Below are 23388 nucleotides of genomic sequence, written 5' to 3' on the forward strand. Positions count from 1 at the left end.
AGACGCCCGGTGAGCCAGCGGGAGTGGATCGAGAAGGATTTCTACAAGGACCTGGGCGTCTCCCCCGACGCAACGCAGGACGAGATCAAGAAGGCCTACCGGAAACTGGCGCGGGACCTGCATCCCGACGCCAACCCCGGTGACGCCAAGGCCGAGGAACGCTTCAAGGCCGTCAGCGAGGCCAACGCCGTCCTGTCGGATCCCGCCAAGCGCAAGGAATACGACGAGACCCGGCGCCTGTTCGCCTCCGGCGGCATGCCGGGTGGCTTCCGTCCCGGCGCCGGCGGATTCTCCGGTGGTACCGGAGCGACCTTCGACATCGGCGACCTGTTCGGCGGTGGCGGCGACGGTGGGCTCGGCGACCTCTTCGGTGGCCTGTTCAACCGCGCCGGTGGCGGCACTGCTTCCACCGCCGGCCGTTCGCGTCCACGCCGCGGATCAGATGTCGAGACCGAGACGACGCTCGACTTCCGCGATGCCGTCCAGGGCGTCACGGTTCCCCTGCGGATGACCAGCCCGGCGCCGTGCACCACCTGCCACGGCAGCGGTGCCCAGCCGGGAACGAGCCCGCGGGTCTGTCCGAACTGCAACGGAAGCGGTGTGGTCTCCCGTAACCAGGGCGCCTTCGGATTCTCGGAACCGTGCGACGACTGCCGGGGCAGCGGATCGATCATCGACAACCCCTGCAGCGACTGCCGCGGTACCGGCGTGCAGAACCGCACCCGCACCATCACCGTGCGGGTCCCCGCAGGCATCAAGGACGGTTCGCGCATCCGCCTCGCCGGTCAGGGCGAGGCCGGTCTGCGCGGCGCCCCGTCCGGCGACCTGTTCGTGACGGTGCACGTCCGTCCCGACCGCGTGTTCGGGCGTGAGGGCGACGATCTGACCCTCGTGCTGCCCGTCAGCTACGGCGAACTCGTCCTCGGCGGCACCGTCTCGGTGCCGACCCTCGACGGCCGCGTCGGGCTGAAGATCCCGCCGGGAACGGCCGACGGCCGGGTCCTGCGGGTCCGCGGACGCGGCGTCCCCAAGCGCGGGGGCGGCGCCGGTGACCTTCTCGTCACGGTGAAGGTCGCGATCCCGCAGAATCTCGACGAGAAGGCGACGGAAGCGCTGCACAACTATCTTCGTGCAGAAGAGGCAAGCGGTTTCGATCCTCGAGAGGGATGGGCAGGTGCGTGATGAGCGAGACGAGAATGCCACGGAATCTGTCACCGGATCCCGATGCGCGCGTCTACGTCATCTCGGTGGCAGCAGAACTCGCCGGGATGCATGCGCAGACGCTGCGTAACTACGACCGGCTCGGACTCGTCACCCCGCACCGCACCAGCGGCGGCGGCCGCCGGTACTCGCCGCGCGACGTCGAACTGCTGCGCGAAGTGCAGCGCCTCTCCCAGGACGAAGGTGTCAACCTCGCCGGGATCAAACGGATCATAGAGCTGACCAACCAGGTCGAGGCACTGCAGCAGCGCGTCGCCGAACTCAACGCCGAGGTCGCCCAGTTGCGTTCGACACGCGGCGATCTGGTGCCCATTCCGCGCAGCAACGCCCTCGTCGTGTGGAAGCCGCGCAACAGGCGCGACTGACCGCACCGCGGTCGAGCGGGACTGATCCGCCGGATCGGTCGAGAACGAAAATCTCCCGCCCAGCGAGACGATCGCCCTGTGGAGCCTCGACGTCTGCCTAGTGTGGCGTGTTCCACACGAACGGTCGACGGAAGGCAACAGTCATGGCGGAGTGGGCGGAAGAATGCGACGTCCTCGTGGTGGGGTCGGGAGCCGGAGGGTGCTGCGGTGCGTACACCGCTGCGCGCGAAGGACTGTCGGTGATCCTCGTCGAGGCATCCGAGTACTTCGGCGGCACCACGGCGTACTCCGGGGGCGGCGGCGTCTGGTTCCCCACCAACGCGGTCCTGCAGCGTGCCGGTGACGACGACACCCTCGAGGACGCACTGACCTACTACCACGCGGTCGTCGGCGACCGCACCCCGCGCGAACTGCAGGAGGCGTATGTCCGCGGCGGCGCCCCGCTGATCGACTACCTCGAGTCCGACGACGATCTCGAATTCATGGTCTACCCGTGGCCCGACTACTTCGGCAAGGCGCCCAAGGCCCGTGCCCAGGGACGTCACATCGTCCCGTCGCCGCTGCCCATCGCCGCCGATCCCGAGCTCAACGAGTCGATCCGCGGCCCGCTCGGCCGCGAACGCAACGGCGAACCCCTGCCCGACATGCTCATCGGAGGTCGCGCGCTCGTCGGACGATTCCTCATCGCCCTGCGCAAGTACCCGAACGTGGAGCTGTACCGGAACACCCCGCTCGAAGAACTGATCGTCGAGGACGGTGTGGTCGTGGGCGCGGTCGTCGGGAACGACGGCGAGCGACGGGCGATCCGCGCGCGCAAGGGTGTCGTCCTCGCCGCCGGTGGCTTCGATCGGAACGACGAGATGCGCAGCAAGTACGGGGTGCCCGGCGCCGCGCGGGACTCGATGGGCCCGTGGTCGAATCTCGGCAAGGCCCACGAGGCGGGCATCGCCGTCGGCGCCGACGTCGACCTGATGGATCAGGCCTGGTGGTCGCCGGGACTGACCCACCCGGACGGACGCTCGGCGTTCGCGCTGTGCTTCACGGGCGGCATCTTCGTCGACCAGGACGGTGCGCGGTTCACCAACGAGTACGCACCCTACGACCGTCTGGGCCGCGACGTCATCGCCCGCATGGAGCGCGGCGAGATGACGTTGCCGTTCTGGATGATCTACGACGACCGGAACGGTGAGGTCCCACCGGTCGGGGCGACGAATGTGCCGCTCGTCGAAACCGAGAAGTACGTCGACGCGGGACTGTGGAAGACCGCCGACACCCTCGAGGAACTCGCCGAGCAGATCGGTGTGCCAGCCGAATCCCTGAAGGCGACCGTCGCGCGGTGGAACGACCTGGCCGCGAAGGGAGTCGACGAGGACTTCGGCCGCGGGGACGAGCCCTACGATCTCGCCTTCACCGGCGGTGGGTCCGCGCTGGTCCCGATCGAACAGGGCCCCTTCCACGCGGCACAGTTCGGCATCTCCGACCTCGGCACCAAGGGCGGTCTGCGGACCGACACCGTCGGGCGGGTGCTCGACAGCGAGGGTGCTCCGATCCCCGGCCTGTACGCGGCGGGCAACACGATGGCCGCACCGAGCGGCACCGTCTACCCCGGCGGCGGCAATCCGATCGGCGCGAGCGCACTGTTCGCGCACCTGTCCGTGATGGACGCTGCGGGACGCTGACACACAGAGGCGGGACGCCGACGCACATACGAACCGGGCCCGGAGGATACGCAGGTATCCTCCGGGCCCGGTCCGTCGTCTCAGGGTCGGGTGACGGCGAAGTCCGCTGTCATGAACGGATATCCGTCCTCCACAGTGGTCGCGACCTCGAAGCGGTGCCGGTTGGCACCGCCGATGTGGGTGCCGTCGCCGTTCGCGACGCCCGTGCCGTAATTGTTGGCCATGAGCGCCACGGTCGCGTCGCCGGGCATCGTGTAGTCGATCTGGATGCCGAACCCGCGCCGGTCGGCGCTGCTCGCCGAGACCGTCTCGGTGGAGCGGGCCGACACCACGGTGGCCGGCTCGTCCACCCATGTTCCGTAAGGGTTCTCGGTCGACGTGAGCACCATCGGCGCATCGGTGTCGTTGCGGATCGTCAGCGTGATGGTGGGCCCGTCGGTGGGCAGGGAATCGGCGGCCGCAGTGGCGGGTGCGGTGATCGCCGCTGCAGCGGTCAGAACTGCCGCTGCGACAGCGCGGGTGCGGTACTTCATCGTGCTCCTGGCGGTTGACGACTCGTGGTTCTCAGCCGTGCCTGGCCGGCCGCTGAAGTGTACCCGTCGGTAGCCCGATCCGTCGGTCTTCGGCGATCAGGCCGGGACGAGGTCGCTGACCTGCGCAACAAGCTCCAGCGAACGCAGCCACGCGTCGCGTCCGGGAGCCGACGACACGACGATCAGCTCGTCGGCCTGCGCGCGCTCGGTGAACCGGTCGAGGTAGTCGCGCACCTCCTGCGGCGTACCCACGGCGGTGTACCGAAGCATCTCGAGCACCTGCATGCCGGCGGGGGAGTCGAGCAGCATGTCGATCTCCTCCTCGCTGAACGTGCGCCCGCGTCCGACCATCTGGACGACCCGCGCCCGCTTGGTCGCCTCGAACAGCGACTGCGCCTCCTCGGCGGTATCGGCGGCGATCACACCGACACCCGCGATGACGTACGGCTCCGAGTGGTCGGGGGAGGGCTGGAACTCGCGGCGGTACAGCCGCACCGCGTCCTCGAGGGCCTGCGGCGCGAAGTGCGACGCGAAGGCGTACGGAAGACCGAGCAGAGCAGCGAGTTTCGCGCCGAACAGCGACGAGCCCAGGATGTACAGCGGCACATCGGTGCCCTTACCGGGGATCGCGTCGACTCCAGGGATCCGCGACTCACCCTTCAGGTAGGCCTGCAGTTCGAGGACGTCCTGCGGAAAACTGTCGGCCGACGTCGGGTCGCGGCGCAGCGCCCGCATGGTCTTCTGGTCGCTGCCGGGAGCGCGGCCGAGACCGAGGTCGATGCGGCCGGGATGCAGCGTGGCGAGAGTTCCGAACTGTTCGGCGATGGTCAGCGGCGAGTGGTTCGGCAGCATGATGCCGCCGGCGCCGAGACGGATCGACGAGGTGTGCGCGGCGACGTGCGCAATGAGTACGCTCGTCGCCGACGAGGCGATCGTCGGCATGTTGTGGTGTTCGGCGTACCAGATGCGCCGGTAACCCCACTGCTCGGCGAGCTGGGCCATCTTCACGCTGGCGTCGAAGCTCTCACGGGCGGTCTCGCCCTTGCCGATGTGTGCGAGGTCGAGGATGGAGAGGGGAACGGTCACCGGTAATCCTTCGCGTCGGGGCCCGGTATCGGCCGCCGGGCACACCTTCGGAGCAACCTCGACCGGTGACCGTCTATTCCCTCACCTGTCGTTCGGCGTCACCGCCGTTCGAAACCGCCGTAGGTGCCCTGGAAGAACAGGAGCGGACCGCGGGAGTGCAGCGACGTCAGCCCCGTGACCCGTGCCAGCACGATCGTGTGGTCGCCGGCCTCGTACTCGGTCTCCACGGTTGCCTCGACCCGCGCCAGGGCTCCCTCGATCGCCGGAGCGCCGTTGTCGCCCGGCTCCCAGCGCACCCCGCGGAACTTGTTGCCGCCGCTCACCGCGAACGCACCGCACAGGGTGCGCTGGCTCTCGGCCAGGACGTTGACGGCCAGGTTGCCGACCTCCCGGATCTTCGGCCAGGTCGTCGACGTGCGGGCGGGACAGAACGAGATGAGCGGCGGGTCCAGCGAGACCGACACGAACGACTGACAGGCGAATCCCAGCGGTTCGTCGCCGTCGAGCGCGGTGATCACCGTGACACCCGTGCAGAAGTTGCCCATCACGTCGCGGATCCGTCGGGGATCCAGTACCGCGTGTTCCGCTGTCATCGAAACTCCAATCGATCGGCGTTCGTTCCAGTGTCCGTCACCGACGACACAGTGTGCGAACCCTGTCCCGCCGACCGGTCAGCGAACACGCATGTCGCTGGGAGCCCAGACCGCCCGCATGCTGGTGATGCGTCCCTCGTCGTCGAACGTCATGACGTCGATGGGCTCGATCTCGTAGGTCTGCTCGCCCGCCTTCGTGACCACACGGAAGTGGAAGGCCGCGGTCGACCCGGCGATCCGGAGCGTGAGCAACTCGGTGGTGTTCTCGGTGGCCTCGACACCCTTGTAGAACTCGGCGATCGCTGCCCGGCCCACGCGAGGCTCGCTTCCGGCAGGATCCTCGAGGGTGGCGTCGTCGGCGTAGAGGGCGGCGATGTCGGCGGCCACGCCTGCGGCCACGGCATCGAGATAGGCGTGCACGGTGGTGCGGATGCGCTGAGTGCGGGCGTCGGTGTCGGAAACGGTCACGGTCGCTCCTGTGTGGTGCGGGACGAAAGGTGTCGCGTCGACGCTGGCTAGCGACCCGCTGGCGCACCGCATCGCCGTTCTCCCGGCCAGCGGGAGATGCCGACCTCACCCCACCCCGAGATCGCCGAATTCCCTGCCGAACAGGTCGGCGAGGGCGACGAGCTGGTCGCAGTAGTGGTCGGCGGATCCGGCGTCCACACCGGCACCGACGATCGTCGCGCCCGCTGCGATCGCGCGGCCGAGTCGTCTGCGCGTCGCGTCGGGGTCACCGAGCGGGTCGAGCCGCGTCACCGACAGCACGACCTCGAAGCCGGGCGGCGGCTGCCTCTTCGCGAGCATCGTTTTCACGTCGTCGAAGGGGAGCCCGAAAGGTACCCAGCCGTCCCCGAACTCGCACGCGCGTCGCAGCGAACGCGGGGTGCGGCCGCCGATCCATAACGGAACTCGCGGCTGCACGGCGCAGGGATCGACCACCACATCCGAGTACTCGAAATACTCTCCGTGATAGGAGGGTTCGCGTGTCGATAGAGATGCGCGCAGGGCGGCGAGAGCATCGTCGGCGCGTGCGCCGCGATCAGTGAAGGGGGCTTCGAGCAACGCGAACTCCTCCTCGAGCGAACCGACGCCGAGACCGAGGGTCAGGCGTCCACCGCTGACCGTGTCGAGCGTGCCGTAGCGCTTCGCGATCTCCAGAGGATGGTGGTAGCCGAGGACGAGAACCTGGGTGACCAGTCGGATCCGGTCGGTGCGCGCTGCCAGGAAGCCGAGGGTCGCCAGCGGATCCCAGTACGTCCCACCGCGCGTCGCGGCCACGGGCGCCGGTACGGCGACGTGTTCACTGCAGGTGAGGTGGTGGAATCCCGACCGATCCGCGGTGACCGCGATCTGCGACAGTTCCTCGATGCCCGCGCCGGCCTCCCAGTCGCCGGAGGCCCCGGGGACCCGGGTGACGACCGGGCTGGTGATCCCGATGCGTACTGCCGGCATGCGGTTCGATCCGTCGGTCATACGCTCTCCTTCGTCGATCGGTCCGTCAGGAGTGTGCGCTCGGACGGGCTCGCGGAGCACGTCCGGTCCCGCTCGCCGATACACGACCAGTGAGGTACACGATCTCGTCGTCGACGGACCGGGAGGCGGCCTCGCGTTGCGCCTCTACCGTCCCGAGTCCTCCGAGGCCGCGCGCCCGGTCGTCGTGTTCGCGCACGGTGGAGGGTTCGTCTTCTGCGATCTCGACAGTCACGACGAGTTCTGCCGGTCGATGGCGGAGGCTGTCGGGGCCGTCGTCGTGTCCGTCGATTACCGCCTCGCTCCCGAACACCCTGCCCCGGCCGCGCACGACGACCTGTACGCCGCGCTCGAATGGACGGCCGCGACCGTCGCGTCGTACGGGGGAGACCCGGCGCGCATCGTGCTTGCCGGCGACAGTGCCGGTGGAAACCTCGCCGTGACCGTCGCGATCGCCACCTGCGACAGGGGCGGACCGGCGGTGCTCGGTCAGGCGTTGTTCTATCCGGTGATCGACGACGACTTCGACACCGAGTCGTACCGGAAGTACGGGGTGGGCTACTACAACTCCGCCGCGGCGATGCGGTGGTACTGGGAGCAGTACGCACCGGACGGCACCGACGATCCCCGCCTGATCCCCACCCGCGCCGAGTCGCTCGCCGGGCTGCCCTCGGCGGTCGTCGCCACCGCCGAACTCGATCCGCCGTGTTCGTCCGGCGACGACTACGCCGACCGTCTCGCCGCGGCCGGGGTGTCCGTGCAGCACCGCAGATTCGACGGCCTGTTCCACGGATTCCTGACCTTCCCCGCGTTGTCGCTCAGCGAGCCGGCGCGGCAGGAGGTGTGGAAGATGGTGCGCGCCCTGGTCGACGGGCCGGATCTCCCGGTGACCGGGACGAGCGGCTTCGCGTCCTGAGCAACTGTCCTAGCGTCCCGCAGACAACGACGAGAAGGAGACTGTCGATGGCGCCGACATCCGTACCGCCCGTGGCACCCGCCCAGGACACCACCGTCGACCTGCTCGTGATCGGGTCCGGTACCGGCATGGCCGCCGCACTCACCGCGCACGAGGCAGGACTGTCCGCCCTCCTCGTGGAGAAGTCGGCCTACGTCGGCGGATCGACCGCCCGTTCCGGCGGTGCGTTCTGGGTGCCGGCCAATCCGGTACTCACCGCGGCGGGAAGCGGCGACACCGTCGAGCGCGGCCACACCTACGTGCGGACGGTCGTCGACGGCACGGCGCCGGTCGAACGGGGCGAGGCCTTCGTCGACAACGGTGTCGCCACCGTCGAGATGCTCCAGCGCACCACCCCCATGAAGCTGTTCTGGGCTGAGGGCTACTCCGACTATCACCCCGAACTGGCGGGTGGTTCGGCGGTCGGCCGCAGCTGCGAGTGCCTGCCCATGGACCTGTCGGTCCTCGGTGAGGAGCGGGGTCGACTGCGTCCCGGCCTCATGGAGGCGAGCCTGCCGATGCCCACCACCGGTGCCGACTACAAGTGGATGAACCTCATGTTGCGCGTGCCGCACAAGGGTTTTCCGCGTATCTTCAAGCGGCTCGCACAGGGGGTCGCCGGTCTCGCCGTCAAGCGTGAATACGTCGCCGGTGGGCAAGCGATCGCCGCCGGCCTGTTCGCGGGTGTGCTGAAGGCCGGTGTGCCGGTGTGGACCGAGACGTCGCTGGTGCGTCTGCTCACCGACGGGGATCGTGTCACCGGTGCCGTCGTAGCGCAGAACGGACGTGAGGTGACGGTGACCGCTCGTCGCGGGGTGGTGCTTGCCGCGGGGGGGTTCGACCACGACATGGAGATGCGGCGCAAGTTCCAGTCCGAGCGTCTGCTCGACCACGAGAGCCTCGGGGCGGAGACCAACACCGGCGACGCGATCAAGGCGGCCCAGGAGGTCGGTGCCGATCTCGCCCTCATGGATCAGGCATGGTGGTTCCCCGCCGTCGCGCCGACCCGTCCGGGCAAGCCGCCGATGGTCATGCTCGCCGAGCGTTCGCTGCCCGGCTCGTTCATCGTCGACCAGACGGGACGCCGGTTCACGAACGAGTCGTCCGACTACATGTCGTTCGGACAGCTGGTGCTCGAACGCGAGCGTGCCGGCGATCCGATCGAGTCGATGTGGATCGTCTTCGACCAGAACTACCGCAACAGCTACGTGTTCGCGGCCGGGGTGTTCCCGCGCCGGCCGCTCCCGGAGGCCTGGTACGAGGCGGGCATCGCCCACCGCGGCACCACCGCTGCGGAACTCGCGGCGTCGATGGGTGTGCCGGTGGACACCTTCGCCGCGACGTTCGGAAGGTTCAACGAGGACGCCGCGGCGGGAACGGATTCCGAGTTCGGACGTGGCGGCAGTGCCTACGACCGCTACTACGGTGACCCGACCGTCCAGCCGAACCCGAACCTGCGACCCCTCACGCACGGCCCGCTCTACGCGGTGAAGATGACGCTGAGCGATCTCGGCACGTGCGGTGGCGTGCGCGCCGACGAGCGGGCGCGGGTCCTCCGCGAGGACGGCAGCCCCATCGCCGGTCTCTACGCCATCGGCAACACCGCGGCCAACGCGTTCGGCCACCGCTATCCCGGTGCCGGTGCCACCATCGGGCAGGGCCTGGTCTTCGGGTACATCGCGGCACGCGACGCAGCATCGTCGGACGCACCGGTCGCCTGAGTGGACGATCCGAAAGGTAGGGAGGGCATGTGACGATCACGAACGGGGACGTCCGTTCCCTCCCGACCGTGCTGTCCCTCTGGGGAGCCGGGCCCCGTCTCGAAGACGGCCCGGTGGACGAAGTGGACATCGTGTTCTTCGCGCCACCCACCACCGAGGCGCTGGCCTGCCGGTCCCGCGACAACCGCGACGAGGCGTCCGGTCGGCTCGACCGGACACTCGGACACGTCGATGAGATCGGGCGGTTGGTCGCCGAGGTCTACGTGTCCGGATCGGCGCGTCCGGTCGGTGAGCACGGTGCGTCCGTCCCGCTCGCCGACGAACTGCTGCATTCGGTTGTCGAACGGTTCGACCTCGCCGATGTGCGGCGACTCCGGATGCGGTTCTACGGACATTCCGCGGGTCCCGGATCACAGACCTGGTCGGTGACCGTGTTGCAGCGTTACCGCACCGATCACGAGGACGTCGAGGACGTCGCGCTCATCGGCACGGATCCTTCCGGATCCGTCGTCGCTCGTGCCTGGGTGACCGTCGCAGCCGATCGCTGAAGAGCCGGCCGGACGTCGGGCGCACTCAGTACGGGTCGTAGCGGATGTTCTCGACCGGGGTGCCGGTCTCGATCAGCCGCTGAGCGGTGGTGCGCACCATGGCCGCCGGGCCACACACGAGCACCTGGTGGTCGCCGAACGCACCGTAGGACGTGACGACCTCGTCGACGCTGCCCTCGAGCAGTTCGTCGGGGTCGGGTCCGAACTCGTCGATGCGCGGGGCGATGCGATCGAACCAGGGGTCGGGGATGTCGGGGATCTCGAGGGTCTCCACGACCGGCACCACCGTCAGCCACGGCAGCGCCTCGGACAGGAGCATGAGCATGTCGGCGGCGTACAGGTCGCGCGGGTTGCGGGCGCCCGTGAACAGGAAGGTGCGGGGCGGATCCGGGTGACGCGCCGTGTCGAGGATCAGCGACCGCAGCGGCGCGAGGCCCGTGCCGCCGGCCACCATGATGACGATGCGGCCGGTGTCGTCGATGTGGAGGTCGCCGCCGCGGGCGGCGCCGATCTGCCACACGTCGCCCGGTTGGGTGTCGGCGACGATCGCGCCGCTCACCCAGCCACCCGGGACCGTGCGCACGTGGAACTCGAGCTTGCCGTCCAGCGACGGTGGCAGCGCGGGGGAGAGGCGACGCGGCAGCGTGGGACGCTGCGGCACGGCCACGTCGACGTACTGCCCGGGGCGGAAATCGACGATCGCGTCGTCGCATTCGAGACGCACGACGGCGAGGTCGTGCCGGAGCCGATGATGTTCGACGACGGTTGCGGTGACTGCCGTTTCGGTCTCGCTCGGTGACGGCGTGGCCGACTGCATGCGTGATCCCCCGGTGGTGTGCTGTGACGTGCCCAAGACTCTAGGCGAGAAGTCGCCGAAAAGGCAGAGTGGAACGTGTTTCAGTTTTCGGCCTCGGGCGGTTATCGTGACGAACGGCAGGTGATGGTCACCACAGCGGAGAACGCCAACCGGTGACGTCACACAACGGACCGTCACAGCACACCGGAAGGACGACCATGCCCGAGGAGTACGCCGACCTCTACCGCCCCGCATTCACGCCCGATCTCCTCATCACCGCGCTCGACCGCAGCGCCGACCGGCCCGCCCTGCACCTCGGTGACGTCGTCCTCACCGGAGCCGAGATGCGCGCCGCCATCAGCCGGTTCCAGCAGGCGCTCGCGTCCGTCGGGGTCGGCCAGGGAACGGCGGTCGCGATGCTGTCCAAGAACCGGCCCGAGGTGCTCATCTCGATGGGCGCCACGATGGTCGCCGGCTGCCGCACCACGGCCCTGAACCCGATGGGCTCGCTCTCCGACCACCTGTACATCTCGACCGACGCCGAGATCGAGACCCTGATCTTCGATCCCCGCCACTTCGAGGAACGCGCAGCGGAGCTGCGCGAGCAGGTGCCGACCCTGAAGAACCTGTTCTCCCTCGGCCCGTCCTCGGTGGGCACCGACATTCTCGCCCTGTCCGAGGAGTTCACCGAGCAGCGCCTCGTGTCCGCGCCCGTCGACATCGAGGACACCTCCTCCATCGTCTACACCGGCGGCACGACCGGGAAGCCGAAGGGCGTGATGGGCTCGTTCCGTTCGGGCGCGGCCCTGAACCAGATCCAGATGGCCGAGTGGCAGTGGCCCGAGCAGCCGCGCTTCCTCGTGTGCACCCCGCTCTCGCACGCCGGTGCGGCGTTCTTCGTCCCCACGCTCCTGCGCGGCGGATGCCTCTACGTGCTGCCGCACTTCGATCCTGCGCTCGTGCTCGAAGCGATCGAGAAGCATCGCATCAACGCGACCATGCTCGTGCCGACGATGATCTACATGCTGCTCGACCATCCCGATTTCGACAGCCGCGACCTGTCGAGCATCGAGACCCTGTTCTACGGTGCGTCGGCGATGTCGCCGTCCCGCCTGCGCGAAGGGATCGAGCGGCTCGGCCCGGTCTTCTTCCAGTTCTACGGCCAGTCCGAATGCGGCATGACCATCTCGGTGCTGCGCAAGGAAGAACACCTCCCCGACGATCCGAGCCGCCTCGCGTCGTGCGGCCGCCCCGTGCCGTGGCTCGACGTCCGCCTGCTCGACGACGACCTGAACGAGGTGCCGCAGGGCGAACTCGGCGAGATCTGTGTGCGCGGCCCGCTCGTGATGAAGGGCTATCTGAACAAGCCGGAGGAGACCGCCGAGGCGCTGCGCGGCGGATGGCTGCACACCGGCGACGTCGCGCGCGCCGACAAGAACGGCTTCATGACGATCGTCGACCGCAAGAAGGACATGATCGTCACCGGCGGCTTCAACGTCTTCCCCCGCGAGATCGAGGACGTCATCTCGTCGCACCCGGCGGTCGCGTCCGTGGCCGTCGTCGGTGTGCCGGATACCAAGTGGGGCGAGGCCGTCAAGGCGTGTGTCGTGCTGCGCGACGGTCAGTCGGTGCCGGTCGAGGAACTGATCGAGAAGGTGCGTGCCGCAAAGGGTTCGGTGCACGCCCCCAAATCGGTCGACTTCCTCGACGCCCTGCCGTTGACGCCGCTGGGCAAGCTCGACAAGAAGACGCTGCGGGCGTCCTATCGCTGACCTCGTTCGCGTGGCGGTCGGTCCCGGCAACCGGTCGTGGTTGCCGGGGCCGGCTGTTTGTCACCAGGACTCGTGGATTCGGAATGCCGCTGTCCTGCCTCACCACTGGTGCGCGACGTCCAGCACCACCCGTGAACCGCTACCGGGACCGTCGAGGGTGAACACCCGGAACGGCAGCCGGGCCCGTACCCCGACACCGAGGGTGGTCTGGCCTTCGAAACTGTTGGCCCACGCCACCTGTCGCAGGGTGCGGTATCCGCTCACGTCGACGACCTCGCGCCGGTTCGCCGGTACGTAGTAGGCGGGCGCGAGGACGACCACCTGGAGGTAGGCGCCTCCGCGCAGCGGGACCTCGAACCCCGATCCGTCCTCGTGGACGGCGGGGACGTAGCCGACGCGGTAACCCGCGGCCGGCCCGGCGAGATCGACGACGGTCCGGTCGAAGCACTCGTGCCGTCCTGCCCGCACGGCGGTGAACGGTGAGGCGACCATCGTCGGGTTCACCTTGTCCAGCGAACCCCAGTGGATGCCGCAATAGGGCGTTGCGGCCGACGCGGTCGGGCCCGTCAGCCCGATCCCCGCGATGACGACGATCATCGCGAGCCACACGTGAATCCTGCTCATGTCCGTTCCTCTGTGTGTGGCTGATGATGGATCATCGCGAGGAGTGTGAGCTGCGTTACATTCGAGGGTCGGGACGCTCCTCGACGAGGTCCTCGAAGGTCGTCTCCTTCAGCGACTCGAAGACCGGGGCGACCAGACGGTCGAGCATCGACGAGAACACTTCTGTACCGGCGAGTTCCCGCACCCCCAGCTCACCCGACGTCACCTGCTCGACGAGCTTCGCGAAGGCCGGGTCGCCCGTGGCATCGGCGATCGACCGCAATGACGTGACGATCTCGCGGGACAGGGTGGTATCGCCGCGCGCGACGTCGACGACGATCTCGGATTCGTCCATGTCTTCTCGATTCCTGTGCGGCACCGTGGTGCCTAGACTGCGGGGAGGCCGGGGATCTCGATGTTCTCGATCTTCGCGAGATTTCCGGTGAGCACACCGATGAGGCCCTGGATGGACGTCCACACTGTGGTGTGGACGTCGATCGCCTTCCTCCACTGGTCGCTGATGATCACCAGGTCCACTACGGAGGACGCTGCAATGGCCGCCGAGCCCAGAACTCCGACATCGCCGGGCTGCCCGAAGAACTCGTCGCCGCGATCCTGATCAGAACCCTGATGGCTGCATCGGTTATGACCGAGAGGATTTCGGCGAATGCTTGGTTCAGTTCGTACATCGACACGGCGATCTTCTCCAATTGCTCAGAGATCCCGTGAACGGCCCGGGCCTGTTCGTCGAGGGCGTTCTGCAGATCGGTGAGATAACGACCGGCGGCCCCGCCCGCCGATCCGTCCCACGGGGCAACCGTGCCGTGGACGTCGTCTACGGCCGTCGCGTACGCACGGTGGAAGGTGGCCAGCCTGTTCACGCCATCGCTCGTGCGCAGCACCGACTCCCAGTCGCCACCGCAGTGCTGGGCCGCGTACACCCACGGATCCGTGCCCACCACGAACTTGCAGAGTTCGGCGACGTAGAAGCTCGGGGAGAGGTAGTACATCCCCAGGGTGCGTTCGATCAGGTCCGGTATGGGATCGGACGCGGTGGGTTCGACGAGCGCATCGTCCGGACGAGCGCTCACCGGCCGATGTCCGGACCGGTGCGCTCGAACTGTGCCGAAGTGCCCAGTTCGGTGTCCTCGTATGTCCGTGCGGATTCGGTCATCGCCGTCGCCGCTCGGTCGATCGCCACACCCAGCTCGTCGTAGAGAGCCGTCAGCCGGGCACGGGCCGTGTGCACCCGTTCGACGACATCGAAGTAGATCAGTCCCCCGGTCTCAGGAGGCGTCAGCCAGCGATCGGCGTAACGGCGTGCACCATCCGCCTGGTCGGCCAGATCGCGCAGATCATGTGTTGCAGCGCGCAGGTCGTCCGGGTCCACATACAGATTCGATCGTGTCAAGACATCCCCCAGTCGTGATCGGACGAGAGTGTAGGCCATCGCAACGGCGTTTGCGACGCCCGCTACAGTGCACGACGTGACAACCGGGGGGAACACGAAAAATGTTCTTGCGCATGTGCGTTTCGAGACACAGGACCGTGACGATGCGATACCGACACGACTGGGGGGCCGACCCGTCCAGCTGACGGTGAAGGATGAGCTTCCACCCGTGTGTCCTGTGCACGGGGTGCCGGAGGTCGAGCGCGTGCACACCTGGGTCACCACCTATCGCAAGATCCGGCACAGTCGCGCGCAGATCCGCATCATCGGTACCGAAGCTGCGGCGAAGGCCAGTACGTGGCGTGCACGTGCGCAGCACAAGCCACACGTGATCGCGTTCGATGTACCGATGTGTGCGCGGTGCGTCCGGATCGATCGGCTGACACGGTGGGCGATGTGGCTGTGCATGCTGGGCGGACTGGTCTGCCTGCTCGTCGCGGTGCAGATGGCGGCCCTCGGCTGGGCCCGCGAGTACATGGCCCTGTGGTCGCTGCTCGTGTTCGGAACCTTCCTCGTTCCGACCCCGGCGATCTTCGTCAGACAGATGCGTCAGGGCTGGTGGGGTTTCGAGGCTCCGATCGACGGGTCGGCCCTCGTTGTCGCGTACGCCCACCCGAACTTCGTGGCCGAGACGGAGAGGCGACGCGGCCGATAGATCCTCGGCTTTCACCGGGGAGTGCGGCCTGACATACTCCCTCGCATGGTGAACGGGGACGTCCAGCGGGTCGAGGTGCGGTTGGCAGTCGAATATCCGGGCTCGGGAGCGACGAGCACGCTCGGAGACGGTTCGATGCGACCGATCGATCCCATCCCCCCGATCTGCCCGCGCCACGGAGAGCCCGAGACCGGACGTGTCCGGGTGACGGTCGCGGCCGACGCATCGGAGCCCCGCCAGGGATCGAACCGGTTCGGTTCGGCGCTCGAGGCAGCCTACACGGTGCAGGTCGCCGCGGTGGACTGGCCCGTGTGTGCTCGCTGCGTCGCCGTCCGCACGCGCTGGCAGATCGCCGCCGCCGCGACCTGCACGGTCCTCGGCGTCATCTTCCTCGCGCTGGTGTTCGCGCTCGTGCAGGGCGCTCCCGAGATCTACGGTCTGGCGCTGCTCGGTGTCTTCGGTCTGTCGTTCCTCCCGATCTACGTCGCCTTGCGGGTGCTCGAGCCGAAGCGGGCCTCTCTGGGAATGTCCGTGACCGAGGACGGTTCGGAACTCGTCATCTCGCAGGCGCATCCGGAGTTCGCGCGGGCGGTCGCGGCGCAGCGGATGTAACCACCGTTCCCTTCTCCTGCGGCGTTGACTTCTGGACCGGCCGGTTCATACTCGAACCGGGGGTCGATCGTCTCGTTTCACAGGCAGGAGAAGTGCCGTGAAGATCGAACATTCCACTCCGGCGTCCACCCCCGGAACTCGGATCCGAGGAGAAGAAATCTCTCGCCGTGCGGGCTCTGATGATGATGGCCGACGGTGATCGCAGCGTTTTCGGCGAGGTGCTGTCCGCGGACGCGGTCAATCGCGAAGCAAAGAGTGAACCGCCTCCCACCAGAGTCCACGGACCCGACGGTTTCTTCGCGACTGCACTGTGGTTGCGTGACGCCTTCGCAGATCTGAAGTTCGAGGTGAAGAACGTTGTGGAGCAGGACGATCTCGTCGTCCTCGACACCGTCATGTCGGCGCGACACGAAGGACCCTTCGCCACCTACGACGAGCAGGGCCGCGTCGATCAGGTGTTCGCGCCGACGGGAAAGAGTTTCACGGTGCGTCAGGCCCATTGGATGCGGGTGGCCGACGGCAAGATCGTCGAGCATTGGGCCGTGCGCGACGACCTCGGAATGGCAAAGCAGGCGGGATGGGTGCCACCGAACCCGATCTCGCTGACGCGGAACGTTCTCGCAGCACGGAAGCTGCGCAAGCAGATCAGAGCGGGTCGAAGCTGATGTTCTGACGCGGGGTGCCTGCCGCCGACAGCGCGTACAGCGTCGTGCGGATCATCGACGGCGACCCGGCGATCTGGATCTGACGGTCGGCCCACGTGCCGAACTGCCCGGCGACCTTACCGAGCTTGCCGTACATCGGCCGGTTGAGGCCGGTGGGCGGTTCCTTCGCGGGAACCGGGTGCCACCAAGGGTTCTCCTTCTCCTCGAGCACCGGCACGATGGTCAGCCACGGGTTGGTCGTGGCGATCTGCCACAGGGTCTCGAGGTCGTACAGGTCGCACGGATACTTGCCCCCGTAGAACAGGTGGACGCGCGGGTTGTCGCCGCGCATCGCCATCTCCATGATCTGGGCGCGCATGGGTGCGAGACCGGTGCCGGACGCGATCATCAGCACGTCCCGGCCGCTCTCGCGGTCGACGTGCAGGCCACCGAGCGGTGGGCCGATCGTCCACCGGTCGCCGACCGCGGTCTCGCCGACGAGCGCGGGGCTCACCCATCCGGTGGAGACCCGTCGAACGTGGAATTCGATCTGCCCGTACGGATTCGGCGGGATCGCTGCCGACAGGTATCGCCACATGTGCGGGCGCTGCGGGATCTGCACGCTCATGTACTGGCCCGCGTAGTAGGGGATCGAGCTGTCGGCCTCGAGCCGGATGATGGCCAGATCGGGGAGCACGCGTTCGTGGCCGACGACGGTGGCCCCCCACGAGGCAGGCAGGTCGTCGGTGGCCGCGGCGGTCGCCATCGTCTCGACGACTCCGTCGACGACCTCGGCCCAGGTGCGTTCGAGCGCGGCCGTCCACAGGATCAGGGGAGTGCATTCGCGGACCGCGGCGAGCAGTGCGTTGCCCGCGACGCGGTAGTGCAGCGGCTCGACCCCGTACTTACGGTGGTCGCGCGCGAGCTGGGCGAGGAACCTGTCGACGGTGCCCGGTTCGTGGAGGCGGGCGACGACCCAGCCGACCGCGGTCGCGAACCGCTGTCGCATCGACTCCATGCCGGCGGGGAACAGTGAGCGGATGCCGGTGGACTCGCTCCACATGGCGTTGTAGAACGCCGTCGCGAACCGTTCGGCTCCGGTGGGGGTGGCGATGATCGACGCGAAGCTGAGCTGAACCCGGGCGATGGCGAAAGCCTCCACGCCATCCTCCCTGTATCCGTGCTGCGCGAACGCCGCCACTGTAGTCGGTTGCAGGGCGCCCGGCCACTGACCGCCGGGTCCGTCACAACCTGCGAGCGGTTTGTGAGCAGAATCACTGCACTCAGGAAAGTTGAGTGGAACAAACTCAACTTATGATCCGTTGAAGAATTCGACATCACCGAGACCTGCCCGAGGCAGGGAATCGGCTGCAGAATCGACATGGGGCACTCGCCTGCGCGTGGGGTGCACCGAGAAAGAAAGGGGCGCGCAGTGGACTCGTTCAATCCGACGACCAAGACCCAGGCCGCACTCACCGCTGCACTTCAGTCGGCGTCCGCTGCGGGCAACCCGGAGATCCGTCCGGCACACCTGCTCGTGGCACTGCTCGACCAGACCGACGGCATCGCCGGCCCGCTGCTCGAAGCGGTGGGCGTCGACCCGGCCGCGGTGCGCAGGGAAGCCGAGGACCTCGTCCGTCGTCTTCCGCAGACCAGCGGGGCGACCACCACACCACAGCTCGGGCGTGAGGCGATCGCGGCCATGACCGCGGCACAGAAACTCGCCACCGAACTCACCGACGAATTCGTCTCCACCGAGCACGTCCTCGTCGGCCTCGCCGGTGGCGACTCCGATGTCGCGAAGCTCCTCGCCGGGCACGGCGCAACGCCGGCCGCCCTGCGCGACGCCTTCACGACCGTCCGCGGCAACCGCCGCGTGACCTCCGCCGATCCCGAGGCCAGCTATCAGGCCCTGGAGAAGTACTCCACCGATCTGACGGCGCGGGCGCGTGAAGGCAAGCTCGACCCGGTCATCGGTCGCGACAACGAGATCCGCCGTGTCGTCCAGGTGCTCTCCCGCAGGACCAAGAACAACCCGGTCCTCATCGGTGAGCCAGGCGTCGGTAAGACCGCCATCGTCGAGGGCCTCGCCCAGCGCATCGTCGCCGGGGACGTGCCCGAGTCGCTGCGCGGCAAGACCGTCATCTCGCTCGACCTCGGCTCGATGGTCGCGGGCGCGAAGTACCGCGGCGAGTTCGAGGAACGCCTCAAGGCCGTGCTCGACGAGATCAAGGAATCGGCCGGGCAGATCATCACCTTCATCGACGAGCTCCACACCATCGTCGGCGCCGGCGCGACCGGCGAGTCGGCGATGGACGCCGGCAACATGATCAAGCCGATGCTCGCCCGCGGTGAGCTGCGGCTGGTCGGTGCCACGACCCTCGACGAGTACCGCAAGTACATCGAGAAGGACGCGGCCCTCGAACGTCGTTTCCAGCAGGTCCTGGTGGGGGAGCCGAGTGTCGAGGACACCGTCGGCATCCTGCGCGGCCTCAAGGAGCGCTACGAGGTGCACCACGGCGTGCGCATCACCGACTCCGCGCTCGTCGCGGCGGCGACGCTGTCCGACCGGTACATCACCTCGCGCTTCCTACCCGACAAGGCGATCGACCTCGTCGACGAGGCAGCCTCGCGCCTGCGGATGGAGATCGACTCGCGTCCCGAGGAGATCGACACCGTCGAACGCGTCGTCCGTCGCCTCGAGATCGAGGAGATGGCGTTGCAGAAGGAGAGCGACGAGGCCTCGAAGGAGCGCCTCGAGAAGCTGCGCGCCGAACTCGCCGACGAGCGGGAGAAGCTCAACCAGCTCACCACGCGCTGGCAGAACGAGAAGACCGCGATCGACTCCGTGCGGGAGATCAAGGAACAGCTCGAATCCCTGCGCGGTGAGGAAGAACGCGCCGAACGCGACGGCGACCTCGGCAAGGCCGCCGAGCTGCGCTACGGCCGCATCCCCGAGCTGGAGAAGAAGCTCGAGGCGGCAGCCGCCGCGTCGGGTACCACCGCCGGTGGCGCCCTGATGCTCAAGGAGGAGGTCGGCCCGGACGACGTCGCCGACGTCGTCGCGGCATGGACCGGCATCCCCGCCGGCCGCATGCTCGAGGGCGAGACCTCCAAGTTGCTGCGGATGGAGGACGAACTGCGCAAGCGGGTCGTCGGCCAGGACGTCGCGGTGCAGGCCGTCTCCGACGCGGTGCGTCGTGCACGTGCCGGTGTCGCCGACCCGAACCGTCCGACGGGGTCCTTCCTGTTCCTCGGCCCGACCGGTGTCGGCAAGACGGAGCTGGCGAAGGCGCTCGCCGACTTCCTGTTCGACGACGAACGTGCCATGGTGCGGATCGACATGTCCGAGTACAGCGAGAAGCACTCGGTGGCACGCCTCGTCGGTGCGCCTCCGGGCTACGTCGGCTATGAGGCCGGCGGTCAGCTGACCGAGGCCGTGCGGCGTCGCCCCTACACGGTGGTGCTGTTCGACGAGGTCGAGAAGGCACACCCGGACGTCTTCGACACGCTGCTGCAGGTGCTCGACGACGGTCGTCTCACCGACGGCCAGGGCCGCACGGTCGACTTCCGCAACACCATCCTGATCCTCACATCGAACCTCGGTGCGGGTGGCGATCGGGAGCACATCATGGCGGCGGTGCGGGCGGCGTTCAAGCCGGAGTTCATCAACCGGCTCGACGACGTCGTGATCTTCGACCCGCTCTCGGAGGAGCAGCTCGAGAAGATCGTCGACATCCAGCTCGACCAGTTCGCCGACCGCATGTCGGCGCGGCGACTGACACTGGACGTCTCGAGCACCGCGCGGTTCTGGCTGGCGGTGCGCGGCTACGACCCGCAGTACGGTGCACGTCCGTTGCGCCGCCTGATACAGCAGGCGGTCGGCGACCAGCTCGCCAAGAAGCTGCTCGCCGGTGAGATCAAGGACGGAGACACCGTCCACGTGGGCGTCAGCGAGGACGGCGACCACCTCGTGATCAGCGCCTGACGGCGCCCGTGCGCGGCCTCGGCGGCAGGAGCTGCCGGGGCCGCGCGCGCCTACTCTGGAAGGCGCTATGAAGAATCCCCAGGATCCGCGCACCCCGCAGGAACGGGCCTACGCACTCGACGAGTCGTCGAACGGGACGGACCCCGACGCGACCCGCGTGCTGCACACCGACGACGCGACCGAGGCGTACGGGCGGCCGGTCACCAACCCGACGGTCGCGTACACCCGCTACGAGCAGTGGGGCGCGCAGGGGAGCGAGTACCAGCCCACCCAGGCCTATCCCTCCCCGCAGGGTCCTCCGTCGCAACAGGGTTCTCCGTCGCAACAGGGTCCTCCGTCGCAACAGCCGTATCCGCCTCAGCCGGGCTACCCGCCCCCGCACGGCTATCAGCCCACACAGGTGCTCCCCGGATACGACCCCGGTAACCCGCAGACGGCGATGAATTCGGGACCGGGAACGCGGGGGCACGGAATCCCCGGGCAGCCACCCACGGGTCCGGCGCCCGGCACGGATGCCGGGAAGCCGCGCGGCCCGCGCTGGGGACTGATCACGCTCGCCGCGGTGGTCCTCATCGCGCTCGGCGGCACCATCGGGTTCCTGCTCAGCCGGCCCGACGACTCCACCTCGCGGGTCGCGTCGGATCGCGCCCCGGCCACCGTCGCGCCCCCGCCGACGGCGACTCTCCCGCCGGCACCCGAACCGACCACACCGGGACTGCCGCTCGACCGGATCCCCGGCGGACTCGGCGAGGTCATGGGCGACGCGGGCGCGGTCGTGGGCACGATCACCGCTAACGACGGCGGCAGCATCACCCTCGGCGTCATCGGTGGTTCGACGGTCACCGTCGTCCTCACCCCCGACACCGAGATCATCACCCTGACCGGCGACACCGCCGACAGCCTCGAGGTCGGAGCGACCGCCGTGGCGACCGGCAGTGCCGTCGAGCAGGGACGGATGACCGCCGAGACCGTCGTCAGCGCGTCCCTCCCATCCTTCGGTGGTTCGGGCCGCTGACCCGCTAGGCTGACTCGACGATGACTGCCATGTGGTTCTCTCTGGCCGCGGTCGCACTGCTGGGTGCGGTCGCGCTGCTCTACGTCGACCGGACGCGGCGAGAACAGTCGGGTCGTATCCGGGAGATCTGGGCCAAAGCGCAGGGCTACAAGTACACCTCCGCCGAGGACCACCTGCCGTCCACCTGGCACCGCGCGGCGCTCGCCAAGCAGGAATATCTCGGCGCGATCGACATCGTCCGTGGGGTTCGCCGCGGCGAGGAGTTCGTCCTGTTCGACATCGAGGAGACCGCGACGATCATCGCGGTCCGGCGCAAGGTCGGCTCCGACGTCGACATCGATCTGCGGCTCAAGTCGACGCCGCCGCCGAAGGACCCCGACATGAACCTGCTCGGTTCGATCGGCCCGCGCATCGTCTTCGCCACCGACCTCGAGATCGCGCGACGCGTGTGCGACCAGCGGATGGTCGCGTTCACCGAGTCCATCCCCGACCACTTACAGATGCTGTGGAGCGAAGGCGAGTGGACGCTCGGCTCGATCCCCGTCGGCAGCTCCGGACGCGAATGGGACTCGGCCATCGAGACCGTCGCGCGTTTGTCGGGCATCCTCCACGTGCTGCCGCCCGTCGTGGAACCCGAGGAACTGGACCGGGGTTCGCAGGATCCGGGCCGGCCCTCCGCCCGTCACTGAGGCGGAACGCCGAGAATTGTCACTGAGGCGGAACGCCGAGGATTGTCACTGCGGCGGAACGCCGAGAATTGTCACTGAGGCGAAACGCCGAGAATTGTCACTGAGGTAAGTCCTCGGGAGGTGGTCGCGCGCGTCGCGTGTCGTTAGTGTGGCGGCCATGACTTCCGTCCGCCCCGTCGCGCTCGTGACCGGACCCACCTCGGGAATCGGTGCGGGTTTCGCCCGCACCCTCGCGAGTCGCGGTTACGACCTCGTGCTCGTCGCCCGCACCCGTCCCGCCCTCGACGAACTCGCCGCCGAGCTGAAGCAGAAGTTCGGGGCGGCATCGGAGATCATCGTCGCCGATCTGGCGGCCGTCGACGGTCGCGATCTCGTCGTCGAACGCCTCGGTCGCGGTGTCGAGATGCTCGTCAACAACGCCGGCTTCGGCACGACCGGCGAGTTCTGGACCGCCGATCCGGGCCTGCTGCAGGCGCAGCTCGACGTCAACGTCACCTCGGTCGTCGCGTTCACCCGCGCCGCGCTCCCGTCGATGATCGAGGCGGGCAGAGGCGACATCGTCAACGTCGCGAGCGTGGCCGGTCTGCTGCCCGGTCGCGGTTCCACCTACTCCGGCAGCAAGGCCTATGTCGTGTCGTTCACCGAAGGGCTGGCCGGTGGCCTCGCCGGCACGGGCGTGCGGGTGCAGGCACTGTGCCCCGGCTTCGTGCGCACCGAGTTCCATCAGCGTGCCGGGATCGACATGTCGTCCACCCCGAACCTGATGTGGCTCGACGTCGACGAGGTGGTGCGCACTTCGCTCGCCGACCTCGACAAGGGCAAGGTCCGCAGCATTCCGGGGCTGCAGTACAAGGTGCTCGCCACGGCGGGACGACTGGTGCCGCAGAACCTCGTGCGGAAGCTGACCAACACCTTCGGCAACGGTCGCGGCCGCACCTGATCGGCTGCGGCCGCGACAGCACCCGATCGCCACGGACGAACTGACGGCGG

26 protein-coding genes are annotated in these 23388 nt (G+C 68.3%); 14 read left to right on the forward strand and 12 right to left on the reverse strand.

The window, feature by feature from the left end:
* Positions 1-9 precede the first annotated feature (9 nt).
* From dnaJ to K3M35_RS18355, 3 genes are all read left to right on the forward strand, one after another.
* Entirely contained in the window at positions 10-1182 is a 1173-nt protein-coding gene (gene dnaJ, locus K3M35_RS18345) for a molecular chaperone DnaJ (RefSeq protein ID WP_064061281.1), read from the forward strand.
* A complete protein-coding gene (locus K3M35_RS18350; protein WP_024101918.1) occupies positions 1182-1586 on the forward strand; it encodes a heat shock protein transcriptional repressor HspR in 405 nt (134 codons plus the stop codon). Before dnaJ ends, K3M35_RS18350 begins: the two co-directional genes overlap by 1 nt.
* A gap of 143 nt (positions 1587-1729) precedes the next feature.
* Positions 1730-3265 carry an FAD-binding protein gene (locus tag K3M35_RS18355; protein WP_033096233.1) on the forward strand — a complete coding sequence of 512 codons (1536 nt, stop codon included), beginning with the start codon at positions 1730-1732 and terminating at the stop codon, positions 3263-3265.
* Between the two features lie 80 nt (positions 3266-3345).
* Here K3M35_RS18355 and K3M35_RS18360 read toward each other — a convergent pair whose 3' ends face one another.
* From K3M35_RS18360 to K3M35_RS18380, 5 genes are all read right to left on the reverse strand, one after another.
* Positions 3346-3798 (reverse strand): hypothetical protein, encoded by a 453-nt coding sequence (locus K3M35_RS18360; RefSeq protein WP_220666846.1) that lies wholly within the window; start codon positions 3796-3798, stop codon positions 3346-3348.
* Between the two features lie 96 nt (positions 3799-3894).
* A complete protein-coding gene (locus tag K3M35_RS18365; RefSeq protein ID WP_019291024.1) occupies positions 3895-4884 on the reverse strand; it encodes an LLM class flavin-dependent oxidoreductase in 990 nt (329 codons plus the stop codon).
* A gap of 98 nt (positions 4885-4982) precedes the next feature.
* Positions 4983-5477, reverse strand: coding sequence for a flavin reductase family protein (locus tag K3M35_RS18370; RefSeq protein WP_006553021.1), 495 nt, complete (start codon positions 5475-5477; stop codon positions 4983-4985).
* A 78-nt stretch (positions 5478-5555) separates the two neighbouring features.
* Positions 5556-5945 (reverse strand): nuclear transport factor 2 family protein, encoded by a 390-nt coding sequence (locus K3M35_RS18375; RefSeq protein WP_024101913.1) that lies wholly within the window; start codon positions 5943-5945, stop codon positions 5556-5558.
* 105 nt (positions 5946-6050) lie between these two features.
* Positions 6051-6953: an LLM class F420-dependent oxidoreductase gene (locus K3M35_RS18380; protein WP_064852469.1), complete on the reverse strand. Its 903-nt coding sequence runs from the start codon at positions 6951-6953 to the stop codon at positions 6051-6053.
* A gap of 31 nt (positions 6954-6984) precedes the next feature.
* Between K3M35_RS18380 and K3M35_RS18385 the strand changes: the two genes are divergently transcribed.
* From K3M35_RS18385 to K3M35_RS18395, 3 genes are read left to right on the forward strand one after another with little or no spacing between them, the layout of a single operon-like run.
* Entirely contained in the window at positions 6985-7866 is an 882-nt protein-coding gene (locus K3M35_RS18385; RefSeq protein ID WP_006553018.1) for an alpha/beta hydrolase, read from the forward strand.
* 47 nt (positions 7867-7913) lie between these two features.
* A complete protein-coding gene (locus K3M35_RS18390; RefSeq protein ID WP_220666847.1) occupies positions 7914-9626 on the forward strand; it encodes a 3-ketosteroid-delta-1-dehydrogenase in 1713 nt (570 codons plus the stop codon).
* Between the two features lie 29 nt (positions 9627-9655).
* Entirely contained in the window at positions 9656-10174 is a 519-nt protein-coding gene (locus tag K3M35_RS18395) for a hypothetical protein (protein ID WP_064061275.1), read from the forward strand.
* Between the two features lie 25 nt (positions 10175-10199).
* Here K3M35_RS18395 and K3M35_RS18400 read toward each other — a convergent pair whose 3' ends face one another.
* On the reverse strand, positions 10200-10991 hold the full coding sequence (locus K3M35_RS18400; protein ID WP_019291028.1) for an FAD-binding oxidoreductase: 792 nt from the start codon (positions 10989-10991) through the stop codon (positions 10200-10202).
* 197 nt (positions 10992-11188) lie between these two features.
* Here K3M35_RS18400 and K3M35_RS18405 point away from each other — a divergent pair, with 197 nt between their 5' ends.
* Complete coding sequence (locus K3M35_RS18405) at positions 11189-12742, forward strand: AMP-binding protein (protein WP_033096228.1); 1554 nt, start codon at positions 11189-11191, stop codon at positions 12740-12742.
* A 99-nt stretch (positions 12743-12841) separates the two neighbouring features.
* Here the strand turns inward: K3M35_RS18405 and K3M35_RS18410 are convergent, their stop codons facing one another.
* The 5 genes from K3M35_RS18410 to K3M35_RS18425 are packed head-to-tail and all read right to left on the reverse strand — an operon-like array spanning position 12842 to position 14756.
* Positions 12842-13366, reverse strand: coding sequence for a hypothetical protein (locus K3M35_RS18410; protein ID WP_232512559.1), 525 nt, complete (start codon positions 13364-13366; stop codon positions 12842-12844).
* A gap of 55 nt (positions 13367-13421) precedes the next feature.
* The gene (locus K3M35_RS18415; protein ID WP_064061273.1) at positions 13422-13700 is read right to left on the reverse strand and encodes a hypothetical protein; all 279 of its coding nucleotides are present in this window, start codon (positions 13698-13700) and stop codon (positions 13422-13424) included.
* A 32-nt stretch (positions 13701-13732) separates the two neighbouring features.
* Entirely contained in the window at positions 13733-13882 is a 150-nt protein-coding gene (locus tag K3M35_RS26275) for a hypothetical protein (RefSeq protein WP_254707500.1), read from the reverse strand.
* Positions 13882-14436 carry a hypothetical protein gene (locus K3M35_RS18420; RefSeq protein WP_254707501.1) on the reverse strand — a complete coding sequence of 185 codons (555 nt, stop codon included), beginning with the start codon at positions 14434-14436 and terminating at the stop codon, positions 13882-13884. The genes K3M35_RS26275 and K3M35_RS18420 overlap by 1 nt, the downstream gene beginning before the upstream one ends.
* Positions 14433-14756 (reverse strand): hypothetical protein, encoded by a 324-nt coding sequence (locus K3M35_RS18425; RefSeq protein ID WP_232512561.1) that lies wholly within the window; start codon positions 14754-14756, stop codon positions 14433-14435. Before K3M35_RS18425 ends, K3M35_RS18420 begins: the two co-directional genes overlap by 4 nt.
* Positions 14757-14982: 226 nt before the next feature.
* On the opposite strand from K3M35_RS18425, the gene K3M35_RS18430 reads away from it, so the two are divergent.
* From K3M35_RS18430 to K3M35_RS18440, 3 genes are all read left to right on the forward strand, one after another.
* Positions 14983-15450 (forward strand): hypothetical protein, encoded by a 468-nt coding sequence (locus K3M35_RS18430; protein ID WP_228044656.1) that lies wholly within the window; start codon positions 14983-14985, stop codon positions 15448-15450.
* 45 nt (positions 15451-15495) lie between these two features.
* Positions 15496-16062, forward strand: coding sequence for a hypothetical protein (locus K3M35_RS18435; protein WP_220666848.1), 567 nt, complete (start codon positions 15496-15498; stop codon positions 16060-16062).
* A gap of 167 nt (positions 16063-16229) precedes the next feature.
* Entirely contained in the window at positions 16230-16727 is a 498-nt protein-coding gene (locus K3M35_RS18440; protein WP_374107776.1) for an ester cyclase, read from the forward strand.
* Here the strand turns inward: K3M35_RS18440 and K3M35_RS18445 are convergent.
* Positions 16708-17868: an FAD-binding oxidoreductase gene (locus tag K3M35_RS18445; protein ID WP_024101900.1), complete on the reverse strand. Its 1161-nt coding sequence runs from the start codon at positions 17866-17868 to the stop codon at positions 16708-16710. The genes K3M35_RS18440 and K3M35_RS18445 overlap by 20 nt on opposite strands.
* Before the next feature lie 270 nt (positions 17869-18138).
* Between K3M35_RS18445 and clpB the strand changes: the two genes are divergently transcribed.
* The 4 genes from clpB (at position 18139) to K3M35_RS18465 (ending at position 23338) form a co-directional block, all read left to right on the forward strand.
* Positions 18139-20694, forward strand: coding sequence for an ATP-dependent chaperone ClpB (gene clpB, locus K3M35_RS18450; protein WP_217579508.1), 2556 nt, complete (start codon positions 18139-18141; stop codon positions 20692-20694).
* Between the two features lie 67 nt (positions 20695-20761).
* Positions 20762-21709, forward strand: coding sequence for a hypothetical protein (locus K3M35_RS18455; RefSeq protein WP_217579509.1), 948 nt, complete (start codon positions 20762-20764; stop codon positions 21707-21709).
* Positions 21710-21738: 29 nt separating this feature from the next.
* Entirely contained in the window at positions 21739-22398 is a 660-nt protein-coding gene (locus tag K3M35_RS18460; protein ID WP_217580286.1) for a hypothetical protein, read from the forward strand.
* A gap of 157 nt (positions 22399-22555) precedes the next feature.
* Positions 22556-23338: an SDR family oxidoreductase gene (locus K3M35_RS18465; RefSeq protein ID WP_019291039.1), complete on the forward strand. Its 783-nt coding sequence runs from the start codon at positions 22556-22558 to the stop codon at positions 23336-23338.
* Positions 23339-23388: the final 50 nt, after the last annotated feature.

This window comes from Rhodococcus sp. DMU2021, from assembly GCF_019641445.1.
GTDB lineage: Bacteria > Actinomycetota > Actinomycetes > Mycobacteriales > Mycobacteriaceae > Rhodococcus > Rhodococcus pyridinivorans.